Origin of the sequence: Amycolatopsis suaedae (assembly GCF_004214935.1) — a bacterium.
GTDB lineage: Bacteria > Actinomycetota > Actinomycetes > Mycobacteriales > Pseudonocardiaceae > Amycolatopsis > Amycolatopsis suaedae.
This window is the reverse complement of record NZ_SFCC01000007.1, coordinates 37,574-58,803: the sequence shown is the minus strand read 5'-3', so window position 1 is coordinate 58,803 and position 21,230 is coordinate 37,574. Positions and strand designations below refer to the sequence as shown.

The 21,230-nt window shown below is 70.7% G+C and carries 21 protein-coding genes; 11 read left to right on the top strand and 10 right to left on the bottom strand.

Annotated features, from left to right (window positions below):
- The first annotated feature begins 7 nt into the window (after positions 1–7).
- Positions 8–1,735: an ABC transporter ATP-binding protein gene (locus EWH70_RS14780; protein ID WP_130475965.1), complete on the top strand. Its 1,728-nt coding sequence runs from the start codon at positions 8–10 to the stop codon at positions 1,733–1,735.
- Positions 1,732–3,459, top strand: coding sequence for an ABC transporter ATP-binding protein (locus EWH70_RS14775; protein ID WP_130475964.1), 1,728 nt, complete (start codon positions 1,732–1,734; stop codon positions 3,457–3,459). The genes EWH70_RS14780 and EWH70_RS14775 overlap by 4 nt, the downstream gene beginning before the upstream one ends.
- A gap of 19 nt (positions 3,460–3,478) precedes the next feature.
- Here EWH70_RS14775 and EWH70_RS14770 read toward each other — a convergent pair whose 3' ends face one another.
- The 3 genes from EWH70_RS14770 to EWH70_RS14760 form a co-directional block, all read right to left on the bottom strand.
- On the bottom strand, positions 3,479–3,946 hold the full coding sequence (locus EWH70_RS14770) for a nuclear transport factor 2 family protein (RefSeq protein ID WP_130475963.1): 468 nt from the start codon (positions 3,944–3,946) through the stop codon (positions 3,479–3,481).
- A 65-nt stretch (positions 3,947–4,011) separates the two neighbouring features.
- Positions 4,012–4,563, bottom strand: a complete 552-nt coding sequence (locus EWH70_RS14765; protein ID WP_130475962.1) for a TetR/AcrR family transcriptional regulator — start codon at positions 4,561–4,563, stop codon at positions 4,012–4,014.
- A gap of 33 nt (positions 4,564–4,596) precedes the next feature.
- Positions 4,597–5,373: a helix-turn-helix transcriptional regulator gene (locus EWH70_RS14760; protein WP_240686990.1), complete on the bottom strand. Its 777-nt coding sequence runs from the start codon at positions 5,371–5,373 to the stop codon at positions 4,597–4,599.
- A 122-nt stretch (positions 5,374–5,495) separates the two neighbouring features.
- On the opposite strand from EWH70_RS14760, the gene EWH70_RS14755 reads away from it, so the two are divergent.
- From EWH70_RS14755 to EWH70_RS14745, 3 genes are read left to right on the top strand one after another with little or no spacing between them, the layout of a single operon-like run.
- On the top strand, positions 5,496–6,872 hold the full coding sequence (locus tag EWH70_RS14755) for an MFS transporter (protein WP_130475960.1): 1,377 nt from the start codon (positions 5,496–5,498) through the stop codon (positions 6,870–6,872).
- Complete coding sequence (locus EWH70_RS14750; RefSeq protein ID WP_130475959.1) at positions 6,850–7,125, top strand: type II toxin-antitoxin system Phd/YefM family antitoxin; 276 nt, start codon at positions 6,850–6,852, stop codon at positions 7,123–7,125. Before EWH70_RS14755 ends, EWH70_RS14750 begins: the two co-directional genes overlap by 23 nt.
- The gene (locus EWH70_RS14745; RefSeq protein WP_130475958.1) at positions 7,118–7,534 is read left to right on the top strand and encodes a type II toxin-antitoxin system VapC family toxin; all 417 of its coding nucleotides are present in this window, start codon (positions 7,118–7,120) and stop codon (positions 7,532–7,534) included. Before EWH70_RS14750 ends, EWH70_RS14745 begins: the two co-directional genes overlap by 8 nt.
- Before the next feature lie 68 nt (positions 7,535–7,602).
- Here EWH70_RS14745 and EWH70_RS14740 read toward each other — a convergent pair whose 3' ends face one another.
- Positions 7,603–8,280, bottom strand: coding sequence for an MBL fold metallo-hydrolase (locus tag EWH70_RS14740; protein ID WP_130475957.1), 678 nt, complete (start codon positions 8,278–8,280; stop codon positions 7,603–7,605).
- 185 nt (positions 8,281–8,465) lie between these two features.
- On the opposite strand from EWH70_RS14740, the gene uvrA reads away from it, so the two are divergent.
- Positions 8,466–11,321, top strand: a complete 2,856-nt coding sequence (gene uvrA / locus EWH70_RS14735; protein WP_130475956.1) for an excinuclease ABC subunit UvrA — start codon at positions 8,466–8,468, stop codon at positions 11,319–11,321.
- A 1-nt stretch (position 11,322) separates the two neighbouring features.
- On the opposite strand, the gene EWH70_RS14730 is transcribed toward uvrA, so the two are convergent.
- Positions 11,323–11,655 (bottom strand): cupin domain-containing protein, encoded by a 333-nt coding sequence (locus EWH70_RS14730; RefSeq protein ID WP_130475955.1) that lies wholly within the window; start codon positions 11,653–11,655, stop codon positions 11,323–11,325.
- A gap of 68 nt (positions 11,656–11,723) precedes the next feature.
- Complete coding sequence (locus tag EWH70_RS14725; protein ID WP_130476256.1) at positions 11,724–13,034, bottom strand: cation:dicarboxylate symporter family transporter; 1,311 nt, start codon at positions 13,032–13,034, stop codon at positions 11,724–11,726.
- A gap of 167 nt (positions 13,035–13,201) precedes the next feature.
- Between EWH70_RS14725 and EWH70_RS14720 the strand changes: the two genes are divergently transcribed.
- From EWH70_RS14720 to EWH70_RS14700, 5 genes are all read left to right on the top strand, one after another.
- Positions 13,202–14,812 (top strand): sensor histidine kinase, encoded by a 1,611-nt coding sequence (locus EWH70_RS14720; protein WP_130475954.1) that lies wholly within the window; start codon positions 13,202–13,204, stop codon positions 14,810–14,812.
- Positions 14,809–15,480, top strand: a complete 672-nt coding sequence (locus EWH70_RS14715) for a response regulator (RefSeq protein WP_130475953.1) — start codon at positions 14,809–14,811, stop codon at positions 15,478–15,480. Before EWH70_RS14720 ends, EWH70_RS14715 begins: the two co-directional genes overlap by 4 nt.
- Before the next feature lie 184 nt (positions 15,481–15,664).
- Positions 15,665–15,829 (top strand): TetR family transcriptional regulator C-terminal domain-containing protein, encoded by a 165-nt coding sequence (locus EWH70_RS36705; protein WP_130476255.1) that lies wholly within the window; start codon positions 15,665–15,667, stop codon positions 15,827–15,829.
- Positions 15,830–15,864: 35 nt separating this feature from the next.
- Complete coding sequence (locus EWH70_RS14705) at positions 15,865–16,233, top strand: hypothetical protein (RefSeq protein ID WP_130475952.1); 369 nt, start codon at positions 15,865–15,867, stop codon at positions 16,231–16,233.
- Between the two features lie 10 nt (positions 16,234–16,243).
- On the top strand, positions 16,244–16,477 hold the full coding sequence (locus EWH70_RS14700; RefSeq protein ID WP_130475951.1) for a hypothetical protein: 234 nt from the start codon (positions 16,244–16,246) through the stop codon (positions 16,475–16,477).
- Here the strand turns inward: EWH70_RS14700 and EWH70_RS14695 are convergent.
- The 4 genes from EWH70_RS14695 to EWH70_RS14680 are packed head-to-tail and all read right to left on the bottom strand — an operon-like array spanning position 16,474 to position 21,053.
- A complete protein-coding gene (locus EWH70_RS14695; protein WP_130475950.1) occupies positions 16,474–17,883 on the bottom strand; it encodes a beta-N-acetylhexosaminidase in 1,410 nt (469 codons plus the stop codon). The genes EWH70_RS14700 and EWH70_RS14695 overlap by 4 nt on opposite strands.
- Positions 17,884–17,887: 4 nt before the next feature.
- Positions 17,888–18,757 (bottom strand): carbohydrate ABC transporter permease, encoded by an 870-nt coding sequence (locus EWH70_RS14690; protein ID WP_130476254.1) that lies wholly within the window; start codon positions 18,755–18,757, stop codon positions 17,888–17,890.
- A 38-nt stretch (positions 18,758–18,795) separates the two neighbouring features.
- Positions 18,796–19,752 carry a carbohydrate ABC transporter permease gene (locus EWH70_RS14685; RefSeq protein ID WP_130475949.1) on the bottom strand — a complete coding sequence of 319 codons (957 nt, stop codon included), beginning with the start codon at positions 19,750–19,752 and terminating at the stop codon, positions 18,796–18,798.
- 5 nt (positions 19,753–19,757) lie between these two features.
- On the bottom strand, positions 19,758–21,053 hold the full coding sequence (locus EWH70_RS14680; RefSeq protein ID WP_130475948.1) for an extracellular solute-binding protein: 1,296 nt from the start codon (positions 21,051–21,053) through the stop codon (positions 19,758–19,760).
- Between the last annotated feature and the right edge of the window lie 177 nt (positions 21,054–21,230).

The following is a 21,230-nucleotide window of genomic DNA, read 5'->3' as shown; positions in this document are numbered from 1 at the left end:
CGTGGGCATGTCTCACGATCCGAAGAAGGCGCTGCGGGAGCTGCGCCGTCCCGTCGCCGGGCGGGTCCGGCTGGCGTGTGTGCTCAGCGGCCTCGGCGCGCTGGCCGGGCTGGCGCCGTTCGCCGGCCTCGTCGAGCTGGCCGACACGTTGCTGGCGACACCGGTCGACTCCGGCCGGGTACTCCTGGTGTCCGTGCTGATCGTCGCGGGCCTGGTGCTGCGCGCGGCGTTCACCAGCGTGGCACTGACGATCACGCACGTGGCCGACGTGCGGCTGCAGGCCGACCTGCGCCGCGGGATGGTCGCCCACCTCGGCCGCGTCCCGCTCGGCTGGTTCACCCGCAACTCCTCGGGACGCCTGCGCAAAACCGCGATGGGTGACGTCGACGCACTGCACCAGCTGGTGGCACACCAGGCCGTGGAGACGACCGCCGCGGTCGTCACGCCGCTCGGTGCCCTGGCCTACCTGCTCGTCCTGGACTGGCGGCTGGCCCTGCTCGCCGTGGCGACCATCCCGCTGTTCGCGGCGGCGTATGCCTGGATGGAGCGCGGCTCCAACGAGGTCCTGCGCAAGATGGACGAGAGCAACGCGCGGCTGGGCGGCGCGGTGGTGGAGTTCATCTCGGGAATCGCGGTGGTGAAGGCGTTCGGCCGGGCGCGCAGGGCACACGCCGCCTACCGCGGTGCCGCCGCCGAGTACACGGACTTCTTCGCCGCCTGGGTCCGGCCGATGAACCGGATCGAGGCACTCGCCGGACTGCTGGTGTCCGCGCCCGTGGTCGGCCTGGTCACCGTGGGCGGCGGTGCGTGGTTCGTCGGCCAGGGCTGGGTGAGTCCCGGCGAGGCGCTGGCCGGTGTGCTGCTGGGGTGCGTGATCCCGGTGGCCATCGAACCACTCGGGTTCAGCGCGCTGAACAAGCGCACGGCAGCGGCCGCCGCGGTGCGGATCCAGGAGCTGCTGGACGTCCCGGCGCTGCCGGTCCCGGAGTCGCCCCGGCGGCCGTCCGGCGGCAGGGTCGAGTACGACGGCGTCCGGTTCGCCTATGCCGGGCACGAGGTCCTGCACGGCGTGAGCTTCACCTGCGAGCCGGGAACGGTGACGGCGCTGGTGGGGCCGTCGGGTTCGGGGAAGTCGACGCTGGCCACCCTGCTGCTGCGGTTCCACGACGTCACCAGCGGTGCGATCCGCGTCGGCGGCGCCGACGTCCGCGACGTCGCCCCGGAGCGGCTGTACCGCCACGTCGGGTTCGTGCTGCAGGACGTGCAGCTGGTTGCCGGGTCGATCAGGGACAACGTCGCGCTCGGCCGCCCGGAGGCGACCGACGCCGAGGTCGTCCGGGCCTGCCGTGCGGCTCGGATCCACGACCGGATCGCGGCGCTGCCGCGTGGCTACGACTCGGTGGTGGGCCAGGACGCTCGCCTCTCCGGCGGTGAGGCGCAGCGGGTCAGCATCGCCAGGGCCCTGCTGGCGGACACGCCGGTCCTGGTGCTCGACGAGGCGACCGCGTTCGCCGACCCGGAGTCGGAGGCCGCCATTCAGGAGGCCCTGTCGCGGCTGGTCGCCGGGCGCACGGTGCTGGTCATCGCGCACCGGCTGTCCACCATCACCGGCGCGGACCGGATCGTCGTCCTCGACGGCGGGCGGGTCGTGGAGACCGGGACGCACGGCGAACTACTTGGGGCGCCGGGCCCGTACGCACGCATGTGGAACGCACACGAGGAGGTCGCGGCGTGATCACCGATCTGCGGTTGCTGCTCGGGCCGTCCCGGGCACACGTGCTGACCCGTTATGTCGCGTGGACCGTCGCCTACGGCGTGCTCAGCGGTGTCGCCGCGGCGCTGCTGGTGCCGGTCGTCGAGGCGCTGGCCTCGGGTGCGCCGGTCGGCCCGCACCTGCTGACCCTGGCGGTGGCGACGGTGGCCGCCGCTGTCGTGCGGTACGTGCAGACCATGCGCGGCTCCGCCGCGGCGCTGGAGACGATGTCGTCGCTGCACCAGCGCCTCGGCGATCACCTGGTGACCCTGCCACTGGGCTGGTTCGACGCCGACCGCACCGGACGGCTGACCCGGGTGGCCACCGACGGCACGATGATGATCACCGGGATCTTCGCCCACCTGCTGTCGCCGCTGGTCGTCGCCGTCGCGTCGCCGCTCACCGTGACCGTCGCGTTGTTCTTCCACGACTGGCGTCTCGGGCTCGCCACCGCGCTGTGTGTTCCGTTGCTGGCACTGGCTTTCCGCTTCGCGGGCAGGAGCCTGTCCCGTGGCGAGGCAAGCAACCACGCCGCCGACGTCGAGGCGGGCAGCCGGGTCATCGAGTTCGGGCGTAACCAGCGGGTGCTGCGGGCGTTCGGCCGCAACGTCCACGGGTACCGGCCGCTGGAGGACGCCATCGAGGAGCAGCGGCTAACCCGGCGCCGCACGCTGCGGCAGGGCGTGGTGGGGTTGAGCGTGAGCGGGCTCGCGGTGCAGCTCGCGGTGACCGTGCTCATTCTCGTGGTGGTGTGGCTGGCCCTCGACGGCGCCGTCGCCCCGGCGGTGGCCGTCGCGCTGGTCGCGCTCGCGTTCCGGTTCGCCGGCCCGCTGGCCGATCTGAGCGAGTACGCCGGTGCGATCCGGATCGCCGGTGGCGACCTGCGCCGGCTCGCCGACGTGCTGCGCGAGCCCGCGATGCCCGAGCCGGACAGGACCGCACCGCTGACCGCGCCCGGCCGGATCGAGCTGGACGGCGTCGTCTTCGGCTACCGGCCGGACACGCCGGTCCTGCGTGGTTTCTCGCTCGACGTGCCGCCGGGTTCGGTGACCGCGCTGGTCGGGCCGTCGGGTGCCGGCAAGACGACCGTCATCCGGCTGCTGAGCCGGTTCTGGGATGTCCACAGTGGAGTGGTGCGGGTCGGTGGCGCCGACGTGCGCGAGCAGACGACCGAGGCGCTGACCGCGCAGCTGGCCATGGTGTTCCAGGACGTGTACCTGTTCGACGACACACTGGAGGCCAACATCCGGCTCGGCAGGCCGGAGGCGAGCGACGAGGACGTGGCCGAGGCCGCGCGGCTGGCCGGCGTCGACGAGATCGTCGCGCGCCTGCCGGAGGGCTGGCGGACCAGGGTGGGCGAGGGCGGAACGGCACTGTCCGGTGGTGAGCGTCAGCGGGTCTCGATCGCGCGGGCGCTGCTCAAGCGGGCGCCGATCGTGCTGCTGGACGAGGCCACCGCCGCGCTCGATCCGGAGAACGAGCGGTACCTGCGGCGTTCGATCCGCGAGCTGGCGCAGCACAGCACGGTGCTGCTGATCGCGCATCGGCTGAACAACGTCGTCGAGGCCGACCAGATCGCGGTCGTCGACGACGGCCGGGTGGTGGAGACCGGGACGCACCGGGCTCTGCTCGAGGCGGACGGTGCCTACGCGCGGCTCTGGCGCGCGAGCACGTCCGGCCGGGGCTGGCGCCTGACCCCCGGCTGAGCCCCGGTCCCGGCGCGGGTCAGAGGCCGAGGTCGGACAGCCCGGGGTGGTCGTCGGGACGGCGGCCGAGCGGCCAGTGGTACAGCCGCTCGGCCTCGGCGATCGGCCGGGTGTTGATCGAGGCGTGCCGGACGCGCATCAGGCCGTGCTCGTCGAACTCCCAGTTCTCGTTGCCGTAGTTGCGGGTCCAGTTGCCCGCGTCGTCGTGGCACTCGTAGGCGAACCGCACGGCGATCCGGTTGTCGCCGAACGTCCACAGCTCCTTGATCAGCCGGTAGTCCAGCTCGACCGTCCACTTGCGACGCAGCAGCGCCACGACCTCGTCGCGGCCGTCGGCGAACTCGGCGCGGTTACGCCAGCGCGTGTCGGTCGTGTAGGCCAGCGAGACCTTCTCCGGATCACGCGTGTTCCAGGCGTCCTCGGCGAGCCGGATCTTCTGGATGGCCGTCTCGCGGGTGAACGGGGGCAGCGGTGGGCGCTCGGACACGGGACCTCCTGGGAGAACGTTCGTTCTCCGACAGCTTAGAGAACGAAGGTTCTCCTGAGCAAGGGTCAGTGTGCGGCGATCAGGATCTCCGCGGCGCGGCGTGCCTGGTGTGCAGGCGCGGGCCCGGGATCCATCCCGGCGACCACCATCGCGCCCTCGGCGAGCAGGACCAGCTGGTCCGCAGTCTCGGCGGGCAGGCCCGCCGCCTCGGTCAGGCCGGTGACGAACACCCGGAAGCGTCGCTTGTGCCCGCGTGCCACGGCGGCGACGCGGGGCGAGATCCTGCCCAGCTCGCCGAAGGAGTTGATGAACGCGCAACCCTGGAAGTCCGGCTCGCTGAACCACTCGGCCAGCCAGTCGAACACCGCGAGGATGCGCGCCTTCGGTTCCCGGACGGCGGCCACGTGGGCTTCGAGACGGCCGATCCAGCGGGTGTCCCGCTGGTCGAGGTAGGCGGCCACCAGGTCGTCCTTCGAGGCGAACAGCCGGTAGAGGCGCTTGAGCGAGACCTGCGAGCGGGTGCGGATGTCGTCCATGCCGACCGCCTGGATGCCGCGGCTGTAGAACAGTTCCTCGGCCGCGTCGAGGACCTGCGTGGTCGCGGTCGTGTCGTCCACCCTGCTGTGCACTCCTCCAGAGAACCGGCGTTCTCAGTCCAGGGTACTCGCGGCGAGCAGGGCGCGGACGTTCCCGGGAGTGTGGCCCAGTTCGCGCCGCATGGTCCGGGTGAAGTGGGCCTGGTCGCTGAAGCCGAGGGTGAACGCCAGGGCGGCGAGGTCGGTTTCGCCCTCCTCGATCCGTTGCAGCGCACGGCTGATCCGTACGCGGTTGCGGTACCGGCTGACGGTCATCCCCACGTGGTGCCGGAACGTACGGCTCAGGTGGGACGGCGAAACGTCCAGCAGGCGCGCCAGTGCGACCAGGCTGCCGGCCGGCTCGTCGGCGAGCAACGCCTCCCTGGTCCGGTCGGCCAGGTCGTGCCGTCCGGGCGCGGACGTCTCGTCGGGACGGCGGCGAAGTGCCAGGCGCAGCAGGCCCACGACGGCTTCGGCTCCGGCGAAGCCGGGGTCCGCGCCGGTGCGCAGGAGCGTGCGGTGGGCGAGTTCGAGCCGCGCGTCCACGTGGACCGGGGCCGCGTCGACGCCTTCGGTCAGCGTGTTGCCGGGCAGGGTGATCGACGTGCACGTGTCCCCACCGGCGGGGTGGGCGAAGCGGGTCTCGTGTCCGGGTGGGTGGAGGTAACCGGTGGTCGGATCGATCACCACGCGCCGGCCACGGGAGTCGACCCGGAACCGGCCCCGCCGGACCAGTACGAGCTGGGTGCCGGACGTCGTTTCCGGAGCGGACCAGCGAGCGTGGTCGTCCGTGCAGTCGACCACCCGGACCACGAAGTGGGGAGTCGCCAGCACTCGCCTCGTCACACGCACGAGGCGGAACCTACCCGCGCGCACCGACACGGCCCGCAAACTCGTTCAAGACCGTCGGCCTTCGGTGGTCGAGGCTCGCGGGCATGGTCAACCTTCTCGTGCCGGGCACCCGCCGTGGGCCGATGCTGGCGGTGCTGCTCACCGGACAGGTGATGGTGTCGATGGACGGATCGATCGTGTCCGTCGCCGCCCAGACGATTCGTGCCGGGTTGGGCGCCGGCAGTGCCGAGATCCAGTTGCTCGTGTCGAGCTATCTGCTGACCACCGGCGTCCTGTTCGTCACCTGCGCGCGCATCGGTGATGTCATCGGGTTCCGGCGCGCGTTCCTGATCGGGCTCGGCTGGTTCACCGGGGCCTCGCTGCTGTGTGGGCTGGCCGTCGACCCGGCGATGCTGGTGCTTGCCCGCATCGCGCAGGCGGCCGGGGCCGCGTTGCTGATGCCACAGGTGTTCTCGCTCATCCATCGTCACTGGGAAGGCGCCGGGCGCCGCAGGGCGATCGGTGTCTACAGCATGGTCCTCGCCCTCGGGGTCGCGCTCGGCCAGGTGATCGGAGGACTGGTCGCGGGGGTCGACCTGCTCGGGCTGTCCTGGCGGCCGGTCTTCCTGATCAACGTCCCGGTCGGTGTGGCCGTGCTGCTGATCGGCCGGCGGGTCCTGCCGAGGTCACGAACCGGCCGGCGGGCCCGCCTCGATCTCGTTGGGGTGGCCCTGCTGACCGCGGCCATGACCGCGCTCACCCTCCCGCTCGTCTTCGGTCACAACCAGGGGTGGCCGGCGTGGGTGTGGGTCACGCTCGCCTGTGGCGCCGTGCTGTCGGGGGTGTTCGTCCGATACGAATCCACGGCACGGCACCCCGTTTTCGACGTCGCGGCACTCAGGTCGGCCGGAGTGAAGTCAGGCTTGGCTGCCTGCTGTGTCGTCATGGGTTGCTACACCGTCTTCGTGCTCACGCTGACCCTGCATCTGCAGTCCGAACTCGGTTACAGCCCGCTCCAGGCTGGACTCGCGTTCGTTCCGTACGCGGTCGGTTTCGGCGCGCTCAGCCTGAGCTGGAACCGTTGCCCGCGGTGGCTGCGGCGGGTTATGCCGATCGTGGGACCGCCGGTCTTCGCCGCGGGTGCCGTTCTGGCCGTGCTCGTCGTCAGGCACGACGGACACCCGTGGTTCTTCCTGCCGTTGCTGCTGTTCGCCGGGGCCGGGCACGCCGCCGGGTACAGCCCGCTGATCGCACAGGTGACCTCGGCGGTGGAGCCTCGGTTCGCCTCGGCGATCTCGGCCATGAACGCCACCGGCCCCGTGCTCGCCGAGGTGATCGGGGTGGCGGCTCTGGGCAGTGTCTACTTCGCGGCGTCCACCTCGGCGGACGGTCTGCTGCTGGTCGTCGCCGCCATCGCGGCTCTCCTGATCATCGCTGCGATATGCGCGGTCCTGGCCGGTGTAGCCAGCTGTGCTACGCAAGGCTACGCTGGGGATCGTGAAGGTGATCAGCCAGCGTGAGTTCAGGAACAACTCGGCAGCCGTCATGGACGCGGTGGAAGCCGGCGAGACCTATCACGTCACTCGTAACGGCGTCGAGGTCGCGGAACTGCGTCCCCTGTCCCGTCAGCGGCGGTTGACTGCCGAGGAGCTGGTGGAGCGGCACCGGCGGCTGCCCCGGGCTGATGCGGCTCAGCTGCGGCGCGAGGACGACGAGGTCTTCGGCGAAGATCGCATCGGTGACGACAATCCCTGGGACCGTGCCCGTGGCTGACCGCCGGCAGTCCGGAGTGCTCGACACGTGCGTTTATATCGATCTCGCCCGTCTGGATCCGGCTGATCTGCCCGTCATCCCCGAAATCACGGCGGTCACGATGGCCGAATTGCACCAGGGCGTCGCGATGACCGCGGACCCGGCGTTGCGAGCCGTGCGCAACGAGCAGCTCGGCGCGGCCATCGTCGATTTCGAGCCGCTCCCGTTCGACGGTCCGGCCGCGGCGCGCTACGGCACGCTGGTGGCGATGACCGTGGCCACGGAGCGGAACCCGCGGGCCCGCCGGCTCGACCTGATGATCGCCGCGATCGCCTCGTCCCGGGAACTGCCGTTGTACACCCAGAACGCCAAGGACTTCGTCGGCCTGGACGGCATGGTGGAGATCATCCCTGTCCGCCAAGGCTCGTGAAGGCCACCTTCATTACGTGAGACGTGATGAAGGTGGCCTTCACGAGCATGTGAGCGGCCCGCTGCGAATCACCAGCCGCGCTCGCGCCACTCGGTCAGCTTCGGGCGCTCCGCGCCCAGCGTCGAGTCGTCGCCGTGGCCGGGGTAGAACCACGTGTCGTCCGGCAGCGCGTTGAACAGCCGTGACTCCACGTCGTTCAGCAGCGACGTGAAATCACCCGGTGAGGTGGTCTTTCCCACGCCGCCGGGGAACAGCGAGTCGCCGGTGAACAGGTGCGGGTGGCCCTTCGGGTCGCGGTAGAGCAGGGCGATCGAGCCCGGCGTGTGCCCGCGCAGGTGGATGACCTCCAGCGTGCAGTCGCCGACGGTGAGCGTGTCGCCGTGCTCGACCAGGAAGTCCGGCGGGACCGGCAGCGGGTCGGCGTCCAGCGGGTGGGCGGCGGTGTTGGACCCGTTGGCCCCGGCGACGGCGCCCAGCGCCTGCCAGTGGTCGGGGTGCTGGTGGGTGGTCACCACGGTGCGCAGCGCCGGGCGGTCCGGGCCGTGCCCGATCAGATCGGAAATGCGTTCCGGATCGGCCGCGGCGTCGATCAGCAGGGCCTCGTTCTGAGCGCGGCAGACCAGCAGATAAGCGTTGTTGTCCATCGGGCCGACCGAGATCTTGGTGATGGTCAGCTCGTCCAGGGTGCGCCGGGCGGCGTCGCCGCCGGGCTCCACGTGACCGGTGTACTCCTCAACGACGTTCACGCCCCGCACCCTAGCGCCACCATGCCGACGCGTACCCTCGACGGGAGCGCGAACCCTCGCGGACCAGCCGGAATCCGGCCCGACCGGTTTTGTCGGTGGTCCGACTTAGCATCTAGGCGGCCGCCCTCTGGGCGCTGCCCGAACCCAACGCCAGCACGCACCAGACCAGTGAGAAAGGGACTCGCGTGGCTGATCGCCTCGTTGTTCGCGGTGCACGCGAGCACAACCTCCGTGGCGTGGACCTCGACCTGCCACGGGACAGCCTGATCGTGTTCACCGGCCTGTCCGGATCAGGCAAGTCCAGCCTCGCCTTCGACACGATCTTCGCCGAGGGCCAGCGCCGCTACGTCGAGTCGCTGTCGGCCTACGCCCGGCAGTTCCTCGGCCAGATGGACAAGCCGGACGTCGACTTCATCGAGGGCCTCTCGCCCGCGGTGTCGATCGACCAGAAGTCCACCTCGCGCAACCCGCGCTCGACGGTGGGCACGATCACCGAGGTCTACGACTACCTCCGCCTCCTCTACGCCCGCGCGGGCAAGCCGCACTGCCCGACCTGTGGCGAGTCGATCAGCAAGCAGACGCCGCAGCAGATCGTCGACCAGGTACTCGACATGGAGACGGGCACCCGCTTCCAGGTCCTGGCGCCGGTGGTGCGCGGCCGCAAGGGCGAGTACGTCGACCTGTTCGCCAACCTTCAGCAGCAGGGCTACGCCCGCGCGATGGTCGACGGCGTGGTGCACTCGCTGACCGACCCGCCGAAGCTGAAGAAGCAGGAGAAGCACCAGATCGCGGTGGTGATCGACCGGCTGTCGGTCAAGCCCAGCTCCAAGCAGCGGCTCACCGACTCGATCGAGACCGCGCTGCGGCTGGCCGACGGGCTGGTCGAGCTGGACTTCGTCGACCTGCCGGAGAACGACCCGCACCGCGTGCGCGGCTTCTCCGAGAACCTGGCCTGCCCCAACGGCCACCCGCTGGCCATCGAGGACTTCGAGCCGCGCTCGTTCTCGTTCAACTCGCCCTACGGTGCCTGCCCGGAGTGCACCGGTATCGGCGTGCGCAAGGAGGTCGACCCGGAGCTGGTCGTCCCGGACGACGAGATGTCGCTGGGGGAGGGCGCCATCGCGCCGTGGGACTTCGGGCAGAGCGCGGAGTACTTCCAGCGGCTGCTGGAGGCGCTGGCCGAGACCGTCGGCTTCCGCATGGACACGCCCTGGCGCCGGCTGCCGGCCAAGGCGCAGAAGGCCGTCCTGCACGGCGTCCCCGAGCAGGTGCACGTCCGCTACCGCAACCGCTACGGCCGCCAGCGTTCCTACTACGCCAACTTCGAGGGCGTCATCCCGTTCCTGGAGCGCCGCCAGGAGCAGACCGAGTCGGACTTCATGCGGGAGAAGTACGAGGGCTACATGCGGGAGGTGCCCTGCCCCGCCTGCCAGGGCACCCGGCTCAAGCCGGAGATCCTCGCCGTCACCCTTGAGCACGCCACCCGCGGCCCGCACTCGATCGCCGAGGTGTGTGCGCTGTCGGTGGCCGAGGCGTCGGACTTCCTCGACGACCTCGTGCTCGGCACCCGGGAGGCGATGATCGCCGGGGCGGTGCTCAAGGAGATCCAGGCCCGGCTGCGGTTCCTGCTCGACGTCGGCCTCGACTACCTGTCGCTGGACCGTGCCTCCGGCACGCTGTCCGGCGGCGAGGCGCAGCGCATCCGGCTGGCCACGCAGATCGGCTCCGGCCTGGTCGGCGTGCTGTACGTGCTGGACGAGCCGTCGATCGGCCTGCACCAGCGCGACAACCACCGGCTCATCGAGACGCTGACCCGGCTGCGGGACCTCGGCAACACGCTGATCGTCGTCGAGCACGACGAGGACACCATCCGCTCCAGCGACTGGGTGGTCGACATCGGCCCGGGCGCGGGCGAGCACGGCGGCAAGATCGTGCACAGCGGTCCGTACAAGAAGCTGTTGAAGGCCAAGGGATCGCTCACCGGCGACTACCTGTCCGGGCGCACCGAGATCGCCGTGCCGATGGTGCGCAGGCCGGTGGCGAAGAAGCGGCAGCTCACCGTCGTCGGCGCCCGCGAGCACAACCTGCGCGGCATCGACGTGTCGTTCCCGCTCGGGTGCCTGGTGTCGGTCACCGGTGTGTCCGGGTCGGGCAAGTCCACGCTGGTCAACGACATCCTCGCCACGGTGCTGGCGAACAAGCTCAACGGAGCGCGGCAGGTTCCCGGCAGGCACACCCGGGTGCGCGGGCTGGACCAGGTCGACAAGCTGGTGCGGGTCGACCAGTCGCCGATCGGCCGGACGCCGCGGTCCAACCCGGCCACCTACACCGGCGTCTGGGACCACGTGCGCAAGCTGTTCGCGTCCACCACCGAGGCCAAGGTGCGCGGCTACCAGCAGGGCCGGTTCTCGTTCAACGTCAAGGGCGGCCGCTGCGAGGCGTGTGCGGGCGACGGCACGATCAAGATCGAGATGAACTTCCTGCCGGACGTCTACGTGCCGTGTGAGGTGTGCAAGGGCGCCCGGTACAACCGGGAGACCCTGGAGGTGCACTACAAGGGCAAGACGGTGTCCGAGGTGCTGGACATGCCGATCGAGGAGGCGGCCGAGTTCTTCGAGCCGATCAAGGCGATCCACCGGCACCTGGCGACGCTCGTCGACGTCGGCCTCGGCTACGTCCGGCTGGGCCAGCCCGCGCCGACGCTGTCCGGCGGCGAGGCACAGCGGGTGAAGCTGGCCAGCGAGCTGCAGAAGCGGTCGACCGGCAAGACGGTCTACATCCTCGACGAGCCGACCACGGGTCTGCACTTCGAGGACATCCGCAAGCTGCTGGGCGTCATCCACGGCCTGGTCGACAAGGGCAACACGGTGATCGTGATCGAGCACAACCTCGACGTGATCAAGACGTCGGACTGGATCATCGACATGGGCCCGGAGGGCGGCTCCGGTGGTGGCATGGTCATCGCCGAGGGCACACCCGAGGACGTCGCCGCGACGGCGGAGAGCTACACCGGCCAGTTCCTCAAGGAGCTGGTCGGCTAGCTCAGAGCCACTCGGTGATCATCTCGCCGCTGTCGTGCAGGCAGATGACGTTGAGCCGGTCCGGGCCGAGCGCGACGAACCGGTGCGGGGTGCCAGGTCCGACGATCACCATGTCCTCGGGCCCGACCTCGCGCTCCTCGTCGCCGGCGACGACGAGCGCGCGGCCCGACATGGTCACCCACATCTCCGCGTAGGGGTGCTGATGCAGGGCGGGGCCCTGGCCGGGTTCGCAGTCGATCAGGAAGAACGACAGTTCCGTGCCGAACTCCCTGCCCTGGAACTGGACGGTGCGGGTGTCCGGATTGACCGTGGTGCGCGGTACGACGGTGAGCATGCGGCAAACATACCGATGCGGTGCGAGCCAGGGGGTGAAGCTCGCACCGCATCGGCGAAGGGGGACGGTCAGCGGACCGCCGCCACCTCCTTCTCCGACTCGGCCGGCGCTGGTTCGGCCTCGTCGAGCAGGGTGGCCTCGTTGAACGGGGACGCTCCGGCGAACACCCGCCCGGCCTGTTCCCGGTTGAACTCACCGGTCCACGACCCGATGAGCACCGTGGCGACGGCGTTGCCGGCGAAGTTGGTCAGCGCCCGCGCCTCGGACATGAACCGGTCGATGCCGAGGATGAAGCCGACACCGTCGACCAGTTCCGGCTTGTGTGCCTGCAGCCCGCCGGCGAGGGTGGCGATCCCGGCGCCGCTGACGCCCGCCGCGCCCTTCGACGCGATGATCATGAACAGCAGCAGGGAGATCTGCTCACCCACCGGCAGCGGCTGGCCCTGCGCCGTGGCGATGAACAGGGTCGCCATGGTCAGGTAGATGGCGGTGCCGTCGAGGTTGAACGAGTAGCCGGTGGGCACGGTGATGCCGACGACCGGCTTGCTGACGCCGAGGTGTTCCATCTTGGCGATCAGCCGCGGCAGTGCCGACTCCGACGACGACGTCGACAGGATCAGCAGGAACTCCCTGCCGAGGTAACGCAGCAACGAGAACAGGTTGACCCTGGCGCCGAACCACAGCACCGCGCCCAGCACGACGAACACGAACACCAGGCAGGTGGCGTAGAAGCCGAGCATGATGACGGCGAGGCTGCGCAGCGCCTCCCAGCCGGTCTCGCCGACGACCGCGGCGATGGCGCCGAATGCGCCGACCGGGGCGGCCCACATGATCATCGCCAGGATGCGGAACACCCAGCGCTGGACGTGCTCGACGCCGCGGCGGATCGGCTCGCCCTTGCTGCCCAGCTTCTGCAGGGCGAAGCCGGCCAGCAGCGCGACCAGCAGGGTCTGCAGCACCTGCCCGGAAGTGAACGCCGACACCAGGGTGTCCGGGATGATGCCGAGCAGGAAGTCGACCGAGCCCTCCGAGCCGGTGGCCTGCTCCTGGGCCTTGCCGGCGGCGGCCGGGTCGAGGCTGAGGCCCTCACCGGGGTGCAGCACGTTGCCGACGACGAGGCCGATGGCCAGCGCCAGCGTCGACATGCCGAGGAAGTAACCGAGGGCGAGCAGGCCGACCTTGCCGACCTTCGCGGCCTTGGCCACCGAGCCGATGCCGAGCACGATCGTGCAGAAGATGATCGGCGAGATCATCATCTTGATCAGGTTGACGAACCCGGTGCCGAGTGGCTTGAGCTCCTTGGCGACGTCGGGCGCGGCGAAGCCGACGATCACGCCGAGCACGACGGCGGCGATCACCGCCAGGTACAGGTAATGCATCCGGTCGCGTTTGCGCCCGGGTGTCGCAGTCGGTGCGGGCACCGTTGCCTCCAAACCGTCAGGGAGTTGCCGGGAACTATGCGTGCCGCCGTGAGCGGGGTCACGGTTGTGTTCATTTCGTTCGCACCGGCCCCGCGTGGCGGATGTGCCGGACGGTGTGTGCTGATATGGACGCCGTGCCGCCACCGGAACGCCGTCGACGCCGCTGGAGCCTGGCCCGCCAGCTGCTGCTGGTGCAGCTGGTGCTCGTCGTCGTGCTGGTCGGCGCGGGGGCCGCGCTGGCGTACTTCGACTCGGCCAGGGTCACCGACGCCCGTGCCGAGGAGGAGGTCACGACCGTGGCGGTCGGGGTGGCCGACAACCCGGGTGTCGTGGCCGCACTGGGCACCCCGGACCCCAGCCGTGACCTGCAGCCCTACGCCGAACGTCTGCGCACGGACACCGGCGTCGACTTCATCACGATCATGACCGTGGACGGCGTCCGCTTCACCCACCCGAACCCGTCGCTGATCGGCCAGCCGTTCGTCGGCAACATCGAGCCGGCCGTGCGCGGTGCGTTGTTCACCGAGACCTACACCGGCACGCTGGGGCCGTCGGTCCGGGTCGTCGCGCCCATCCGCGGGGCCGCCGGCGAGGTGGTGGCGCTGGTCAGCGTGGGCATCACGGTGCGGGCGTTGTCGGCCGAGCTGCGGGAACGGCTGGTGCCGGTGTTCGGTGTGGCCGGGCTGGTGCTGGCGGTCGGGATCGCGGGCAGCCTGCTGGTCAGCGCGCGGTTGCGCAGGCACACCAGGGGCATGGGCCCGGCCGAGCTGGCCCACCTGTTCGACTACCACGAGGCGGCACTGCACGCGGTCCGCGAGGGGTTGCTGCTGATCGACACCGACGGCCGGGTCGCGCTGTGCAACGACGCCGCCCGCGACCTGCTCGGCCTGCGGGACGATCCGGCCGGGACGGCCGTGACCGACCTCGGCCTGCCGCCGACGCTGGCCGGCCTGCTCGGCGGCGAGGAGACCCGCACCGACGAGATCGTCGTGACCGACACCAGGGTGCTGGTGGTTAGCACCGAGCCGGTCCGGACGCGGGGGCGTGCCGTCGGTACGGTGGCGACCCTGCGCGACCACACCGAGCTGCAGACGCTGACCGGTGAGCTGGACACCGTGCGCGGCTTCGCCGAGTCGCTGCGGTCGCAGGCACACGAGGCGGCCAACCGGCTGCACACGGTGGTGTCGCTGGTCGAGATGGGACGGACGGATCAGGCGCTGGCGTTCGCCACGGCCGAGCTGGAGCTGGCGCAGCGGCTCACCGACCAGGTGGTGGCCGCGGTGTCCGAGCCGGTGCTGGCCGCGGTGCTGCTGGGCAAGGCGGCCGAGGCCAGCGAGCGCGGTGCCGAGCTGGTGGTCACCGACGACACGGCGCTGGCCGAACCGCTGCCGTGGATCGAGCCGCGGGACCTGGTGACGATCGTCGGCAACCTGATCGACAACGCGCTGGACGCCGCAATCGCGGCGTCGGCGGACGGACGGCCGCGGGTGACGGTGACCGTCCGCGCCGACGACGTGAAGGTGCTCGTGCGGGTGGCCGACACCGGGGCCGGTGTGCGGCCGGAGGAGGTGGAGCAGCTGTTCCGGCGCGGGTGGTCGACCAAGTCCGGCGGCAGGGGGCTGGGGCTCGCGCTGGTCGGCCAGACGGTGCGGCGGCACGGCGGGCAGGTCGAGGTCGACCCGGGCCCGGGCGCCGTGTTCACCGTGCACCTGCCGATCCCGGGGGAACGGCCGTGATCAGCGTGCTGGTGGTGGAGGACGACCCGGTGGCCGCCGAGGCGCACCGGCAGTACGTCGAGCGGGTCGCCGGGTTCACCGTCGCGGCGGTTGTCCACTCGGGAGCGGAGGCGCTGCGGGCGGTCGAGCGGCTGCCGGTCGACCTGGTGCTGCTGGACTTCTACCTGCCCGACACCCACGGCCTGGCGGTCTGCCGGGCGCTGCGGGCGGCCGGTGCCACGGTGGACGTCATCGCCGTGACGTCGGCGCGGGACCTCGCCGTGGTGAAGGCCGCGGTGTCGGCGGGGGTGGTGCAGTACCTGCTCAAGCCGTTCACGTTCGCCTCGCTACGCGACAAGCTGACCCGGTACGCGCGGTTCCGGGAAGAGCTCGGCCAGGAGGGCGAGGCCAGCGGGCAGGCCGATGTGGACCGGGCGCTGGCCGCGTTGCGCAGTGCCGACCACCAGGCGCTGCCGAAGGGCATGAGCGGGCAGACGCTGGAGGCGGTCACCGCGGCACTGGCCGAGGCGGCCGACGGCCTGTCCGCCGGTGCGGCAGCGTCGGCGGTGGGGGTGTCGAGGGTGACGGCGCGGCGGTACCTGGAGTACCTGGCCGACGCCGGCCTGGCCCGCCGCGAGCCCCGCTACGGCCAGGTCGGCCGCCCCGAGGTCTGGTACCGCGGCGTGTGAGGCCGGCCCGGCATAGTTGGCTGCCTGGCGGGGTGGGCTGGAAGGCAGAACCACGAACGAGACAACACCGGATCAACGTCACCGCCACGAACGGCACTTTGGTTGCGCGTTGCGCAACCAAAGTGCCCTTGGTAGCACCGCCGGGAGCCCGACCGCCAGTCACAAACCTTGAGCGGGACCGTAGATCGAAACGCTCCGGCTCTCCGCGTTGCTCGACGGGCTGACCATGCGGGCCGTACTGCAGGAGGACTCGGCGACACCGGAGTTGCTGCACGCAGCTCTGCGGCGGAGCCTTCGGGCACTGGCAGGTAGCGGTCAACCGGGGAGGGCTCCCGCCGCGGACGGCTAGCGTCGTGCGCGAGTCGTCGCGGAGAGGAGCCCACCGTGGGAAGGCAGCTCAGGATCGCGCAGGTGGTCATGTTCGCGCAGGCGGCGGCCTCGCTCGGGATCTGGATCGTGCAGCTGCTGACGATCAGCACCCGCCTCGACCACAACCAGGAGGTCCCGGGCTCGGTGTGGTTCGTGATCGTCGTCAACCCGCTGCTCGCGGCCCTCGTCGCGCTCGCCGCCGCCTTCCTGACCCGACGGCCGTGGGCCCGCGGCCTCGCCATCGCCGTTGAGTCGCTGGGCATCGTGAGCGCGGTGACCAGCATCATCACCGGCTACTACCAGGCCGTGATCGCCATTCTGCTGGCCGTCGGCGTGATGTTGCTGGTGTCGTCCGGGGCCCGGCGGCTCGCCGCGGCCGCATGAGGAGGAAGCCGTGACCAAGTCCCGCCTGGCCGCACTCGCCGCCACGGTCGTCCTGCTCGTCGCGGGCTGCGCCGGTCCACCGCCGATCAAGTGCAGCAAGGGCTACTGCGTGACGCCCGCCTACTGGCCGAGCACCGGAACGCGGATCGAGAACGGCTTCATGGCCGTGCTGAGCGCCATCGGCGTCGTCCCGATCGTCCCGCGCAGCGCCAACGGCCCCGCCCGGCGGACGATCAAGCCCTAGCGCGGCCGTCCCGGCACGCCGGGCCGGGTCTGCCAGGGCAGCGGCCCGTCCAGCGGGCGGTACTCGACGCCGAGCGCGTCCAGCCTGGGCAGGTGATGGGTGCGCAGCCGTTCCTCGAACTCGCCGTAGTCACGTGGTTCCGCCGGGCTCCACACCACCTCGGCGAACGCGGACAGCCGCGGGAACGCGGCGTAGTCCACCCGGCGCACCGTGTCCAGGTGCTCGGCCCACACCTGCGCCTGCGCGCCCAGCACCCTGGGCACGGCCGGCTCCGGCAGGTCCGGCGGCAGCGGCTCGTAGCCGTACACGTCGGCCAGCGTGCGCAGGAACCCCACCGGGATGGGCTCGTCGGGATGGTCGGACTGGCGGTGGTCCAGGTAGACCGACTGCTCGGGGCACATCACCACGTCGTGCCCGGCGGCCGCGGCCCGCACCCCGGCCTCCTCGCCGCGCCACGACCCGATGATCGCCGCGGTGTCCGGGTCGCCGTCGAGGATCTCGTCCCAGCCCATCGCCCGCCGCCCGCGCGCGGTCAGGTGGGCGATCATCCGGTCGACGAACCGGGCGTGTTCCGCGGTCGCGCCGGGCACCTCGTCGCCGCCGACGCAGATCACCTCGGACGGGAAGATCTCCAGTACCTCGTCCAGCACCGCGGTGAAGAAGTCTGCACTGGACGGTGAAGGGTCGAGCAGCCGCGGGTTGACGCCCCACGACGTCCACACCTCGACCTGCTCGCCGCCACCCAGTTCGGGATACGCCGCGATGGCCGCCTGCACGTGCCCGGGCACGTCGATCTCGGGCACGACGGTGACGAACCGCTGCGCGGCGTAGGCGACGATCTCTCGCAGGTCGTCGCGGGTGTAGAACCCGCCGTGCGGGCGGCCGTCGCGTTCGGGGCCGTCGTGCCTGCCCACCATCGACTCCCGCCGCCACGCCCCGACCTCGGTCAGCCGGGGGAACGCCGGGATCTCCACCCGCCAGCCCTGGTCGTCGGTCAGGTGCAGGTGCAGGACGTTCAGCTTGTGTGCGGCCAGCAGATCGACGAACCGCAGCACCTCCGCCTTGGTGCGGAAGTGCCGCGCCACGTCGAGCAGGCACCCGCGCCAGCCGAACCTCGGGTGGTCGGTGACCGTGCCGGCCGGCAGCAGGTCCGGTCCACTGTGGATGGAGGCGGCGCGGAACGCGTGCGGGCCGCGCAGCTGCCGCAGTGTCTGCGCGGCGTGGAACGCCCCGGCCTCGTCGGCGGCGGTGATCCGCACGCCGTCGCCGATGTCCAGCCGGTAGCCGGACGCCGGCAGGTCCGCGGAGAACTCCACCCGTGGCGTCTCGCCCGGCGCCATGGCGTACTGCCCGCCGGTGGCCGTGCACGACACGGGACGGGGGAGCAGACTGTCGAATCCCGGCATGACCTCAGCCCTTCACGGCGCCGGCGAGCCCGGACACCAGTCGTCGCTGCACGAACACGAAGAACACCAGCACCGGAATGGTCATCAGCGTCGACCCGGCCATGATCGCACCCCAGTCGTTCTCCTCCGGTTTGAAGAACACCAGGATCGCCAGTGGCAGGGTCTGGTTCTCGGTGTTGGAGATGATGAACGTCTTGGCGAACAGGAAGTCGTTCCACGCGTGGATGAACGACAGCACGCTGGTCGCCACCAGCCCGGGCGCCACCAGCGGGAACAGGATCTGCCAGGTGAAGCGGAACCGGCTGGCTCCGTCCACTGTGGCGGCTTCCTCCAGTTCCCTCGGCACGGCGGCGACGAACCCGCGCAGCATCCAGATCGCGAACGGCAGCGTGAACGCCAGGTGCACCAGCATCAGCGAGCCCAGCTCGTTGGTGCCGAAGGCGGGCGCGACGTCACCGACCGATCGCATCAGGAAGAACAGCGGGATGGTCAGCGCCTCCACCGGCACCATCTGCGCCACCAGCAACATCACCAGCAGCACCGTGCGGCCCTTGAAGTTGAACCGGGTCAGTGCCACCGCCGCGAGGAACGACAGCAGCATCGACAACGCCACCACGACGACCGCGACGATGACGCTGTTGAGGAAGTAGCGGGCGAACCCGGCGCTGCCGAGCACCCGCTCGAAGTGCTCGAACGTCGGCGTGAGTGTCCACGGCCGCGGGTCGGCCGACTGGATCTCCGGCGTCGGCTTGAGTGCCGAGAGCACCATCCAGTACAGCGGGAACGCCACGACACCGGCGACGACCACGGCGACGATCTCGGCGATCAGCCTGCCCGGCCTGCTGGGTTTCCACCGGCGGCGCGGCTGCCGCACCGTGGGCGCCTTCTCCGGGGCGGGGGCGGTCAGCGTGGTCACACCAGCTCCGTTCCGCGTCGTTGCGAGCGCACGTACAGCACCGTGATGGACAGCAGGATCAGCGTCATCACCACGCCGATGGCGGCGCCCTGGCCGTACTCCTGGCCGGCGAACGCCTGCTGGTAGGCGTACACGTTGAGGACCAGGTTGCGTCCGGCGAGGCCACCGCCGCCGGTCATCACGTAGATCTGGGTGAACACCTTGAAGTCCCAGATGATCGACTGGATGGTGGCGATCATCAGCACCGGCCGCAGGATCGGCAGCATCACCGACCAGGCCACCCTGGGCCAGCTCGCGCCGTCGACGGTGGCGGCCTCGACGACCTCGGTGGGAATGGCCTTGATCCCGGCATACATGGTGATCATGACGAACGGGAACGAGCACCAGATGACCTCGGCGGCCACCAGCCCGAACGCGCCGTAGGTGTCGAACGTCCAGGAGTGGCCCTCCATGGCGGAGAATCCGAGCCCGACGAGCACCTCGTTGACCAGGCCGAAGTCGGTGTCGAACAGGAACAGCCAGATGTAGGACCCGGCCATGGCCGGCGTCGCCCACGCGCCCAGCGCCGCGAGGAACAGCAGCATGCGGGGCACCGCGCGGATCCGGCTGGCCAGCACCGCCAGCGCGGTGCCGACCAGCAGGCTGCCCGCGACGCAGACCGCGGCGAAGCCGAGTGTCTTCGCCAGCACCACCCAGAACTGCGTGCTTTCCAGTAGCAGCACGTAGTTGTCGAACCCGATGAACGTCAGCGGCGCGACGCCTGCCGCCTCGGCCTGCCCGTAGTCGTAGAACGAGATCAGGACCAGCTGGTACATCGGGTAGGCCAGCACGCCCAGCAGCAGGACGGCCGCGGGGGCCAGGTAGACGGCCGCCGAACGGCCGTCACCACGCCGGCGCGACCGCCTGGGCGGCTCCGCGGCCGGCGCGGTGACGGGTGCGATCTGCGTGGTCACTGTGGTCAGGTCCCGAACGTGTTGTTCATCCGGTCCACCGCCCCGGCGACCGCGGTGTCGACGTTCTGCTCACCGGTGACGATCTGCTGCAGCGCGGTCGGCAGGATCTTCTGGGCGTCGATCTTGGACCAGGCCGGGGTGGACGGGACGAACTTGGTGCCGGCCTTGATGGTGTCCACGAACGGCTTCAGGAACGGGTCCGAAGTGGACAGCTGCTGCTGCACGCTGCCCAGCGTCGGCAGGTTGCCCATGCCCTGGTACATCTTGCCCTGGTACTTGGCGCTGCCGAGCAGCTGCGTGAACTCCACGGCGAGGCTCTTGCGCTTGGTCGCGCCGAACACGCCGAGCAGGTTGCCGCCCGCGAACGCGGGTGCGACCGAGCCGGGGTCCTTGCCGGGCAGCGGGACGACGGCGTACTTGCCTGCCAGGCTGCCCTCGACGGCCTTGCGGTTGAAGTCGCCGCCGACGGTCATCGCCGCCTTGCCGCCCGCGAAGGCCTGCACGCTCTGCGTGCCGGTCAGGTTGGCGCACTGGGCGGGCGGGCAAATGTCGTCCTTGATCAGGTTCGTGTACGCGGTCAGCCCGGCCTTGGCCTCGGCGGTGGTCAGCGAGGACGTCCAGCGCTTCTGGTCGTCCTGACGGGCGATCTCGCCGCCGTGTGCCCACAGGAACGGCAGCATGGCGTAGGTGTACTGCCCGCCGACGGAGATGCCGTACAGGTCCGGCTTGGCGGCGCGGATCCGGCGGGCGGTCTCGGTCAGCTCGGTGATCGACTTCGGCGGGGTCAGTCCCAGCTCGGTGAACACGTCGGTGCGGTAGTACAGCGCGCGGATGCCGGTGAACCAGGGCAGGCCGTAGACCTTGCCGTCGACCTTGGCCGTCTCCAGGACGGTGGGCAGCAGGTCGGCGCCCTCCTTCCAGGACTGGATGTCGCCGGTCAGGTCGGCGAGCGCGCCGGTCTCGACGTAGCTGGCCACGTCGGTGTTGCCGAACTCGGCGACGTCGGGGGCGCTGGCGGGATCGTTGAACGCTCCGGCGAACTTGTCCGCGCGGCCCTCCACGGCGATCCACTGGACGTCGACGTCGACCCCGGCGTGGGCGGCCTCGAACTCGGCGATGGCCTCGTTCACGGCGGCTTCCTTGGGCGCGCGGTTGGCTTCGTCGAACAGCCACACGCGCAGCGGCCCGGTCTTCTCGTCACCTCCCTGGCCCGCGGGTGCCGACTGGGTGGGTGAACATCCGGCGGCGAGGACGATGCCGGCTGCGAGGGTCAGGGCGGCTAACACTCGGCTTCTACGCATTTCGAGGCTCCGTTGCACGATATGCAATGCTCGTTTCGCTATTAGCAACGCAGCCTAAAGCGGCTGCCGGACGCACACAAGGGGTCTAGACCAGTGTTGTATTGCCCTTGCTTCGCTGCGGGCGCGGTCGGGCCCTTCAGTCGGCGTCTTCCCTCCTCGCCGTCGGCCGCGGAGCGG

Excerpts from the sequence above, each read along its gene's own strand:
- EWH70_RS14720 (WP_130475954.1), top strand. The coding sequence starts at position 13,202 with ATGGACGCCGTGCCGCCACCGGAACGCCGTCGACGCCGCTGGAGCCTG.
- EWH70_RS14695 (WP_130475950.1), bottom strand. The coding sequence starts at position 17,883 with ATGCCGGGATTCGACAGTCTGCTCCCCCGTCCCGTGTCGTGCACGGCC.
- EWH70_RS14780 (WP_130475965.1), top strand. The coding sequence starts at position 8 with ATGTCTCACGATCCGAAGAAGGCGCTGCGGGAGCTGCGCCGTCCCGTC.
- EWH70_RS14725 (WP_130476256.1), bottom strand. The coding sequence starts at position 13,034 with ATGCATTACCTGTACCTGGCGGTGATCGCCGCCGTCGTGCTCGGCGTG.
- EWH70_RS14730 (WP_130475955.1), bottom strand. The coding sequence starts at position 11,655 with ATGCTCACCGTCGTACCGCGCACCACGGTCAATCCGGACACCCGCACC.
- EWH70_RS14755 (WP_130475960.1), top strand. The coding sequence starts at position 5,496 with ATGCTGGCGGTGCTGCTCACCGGACAGGTGATGGTGTCGATGGACGGA.
- EWH70_RS14680 (WP_130475948.1), bottom strand. The coding sequence starts at position 21,053 with ATGCGTAGAAGCCGAGTGTTAGCCGCCCTGACCCTCGCAGCCGGCATC.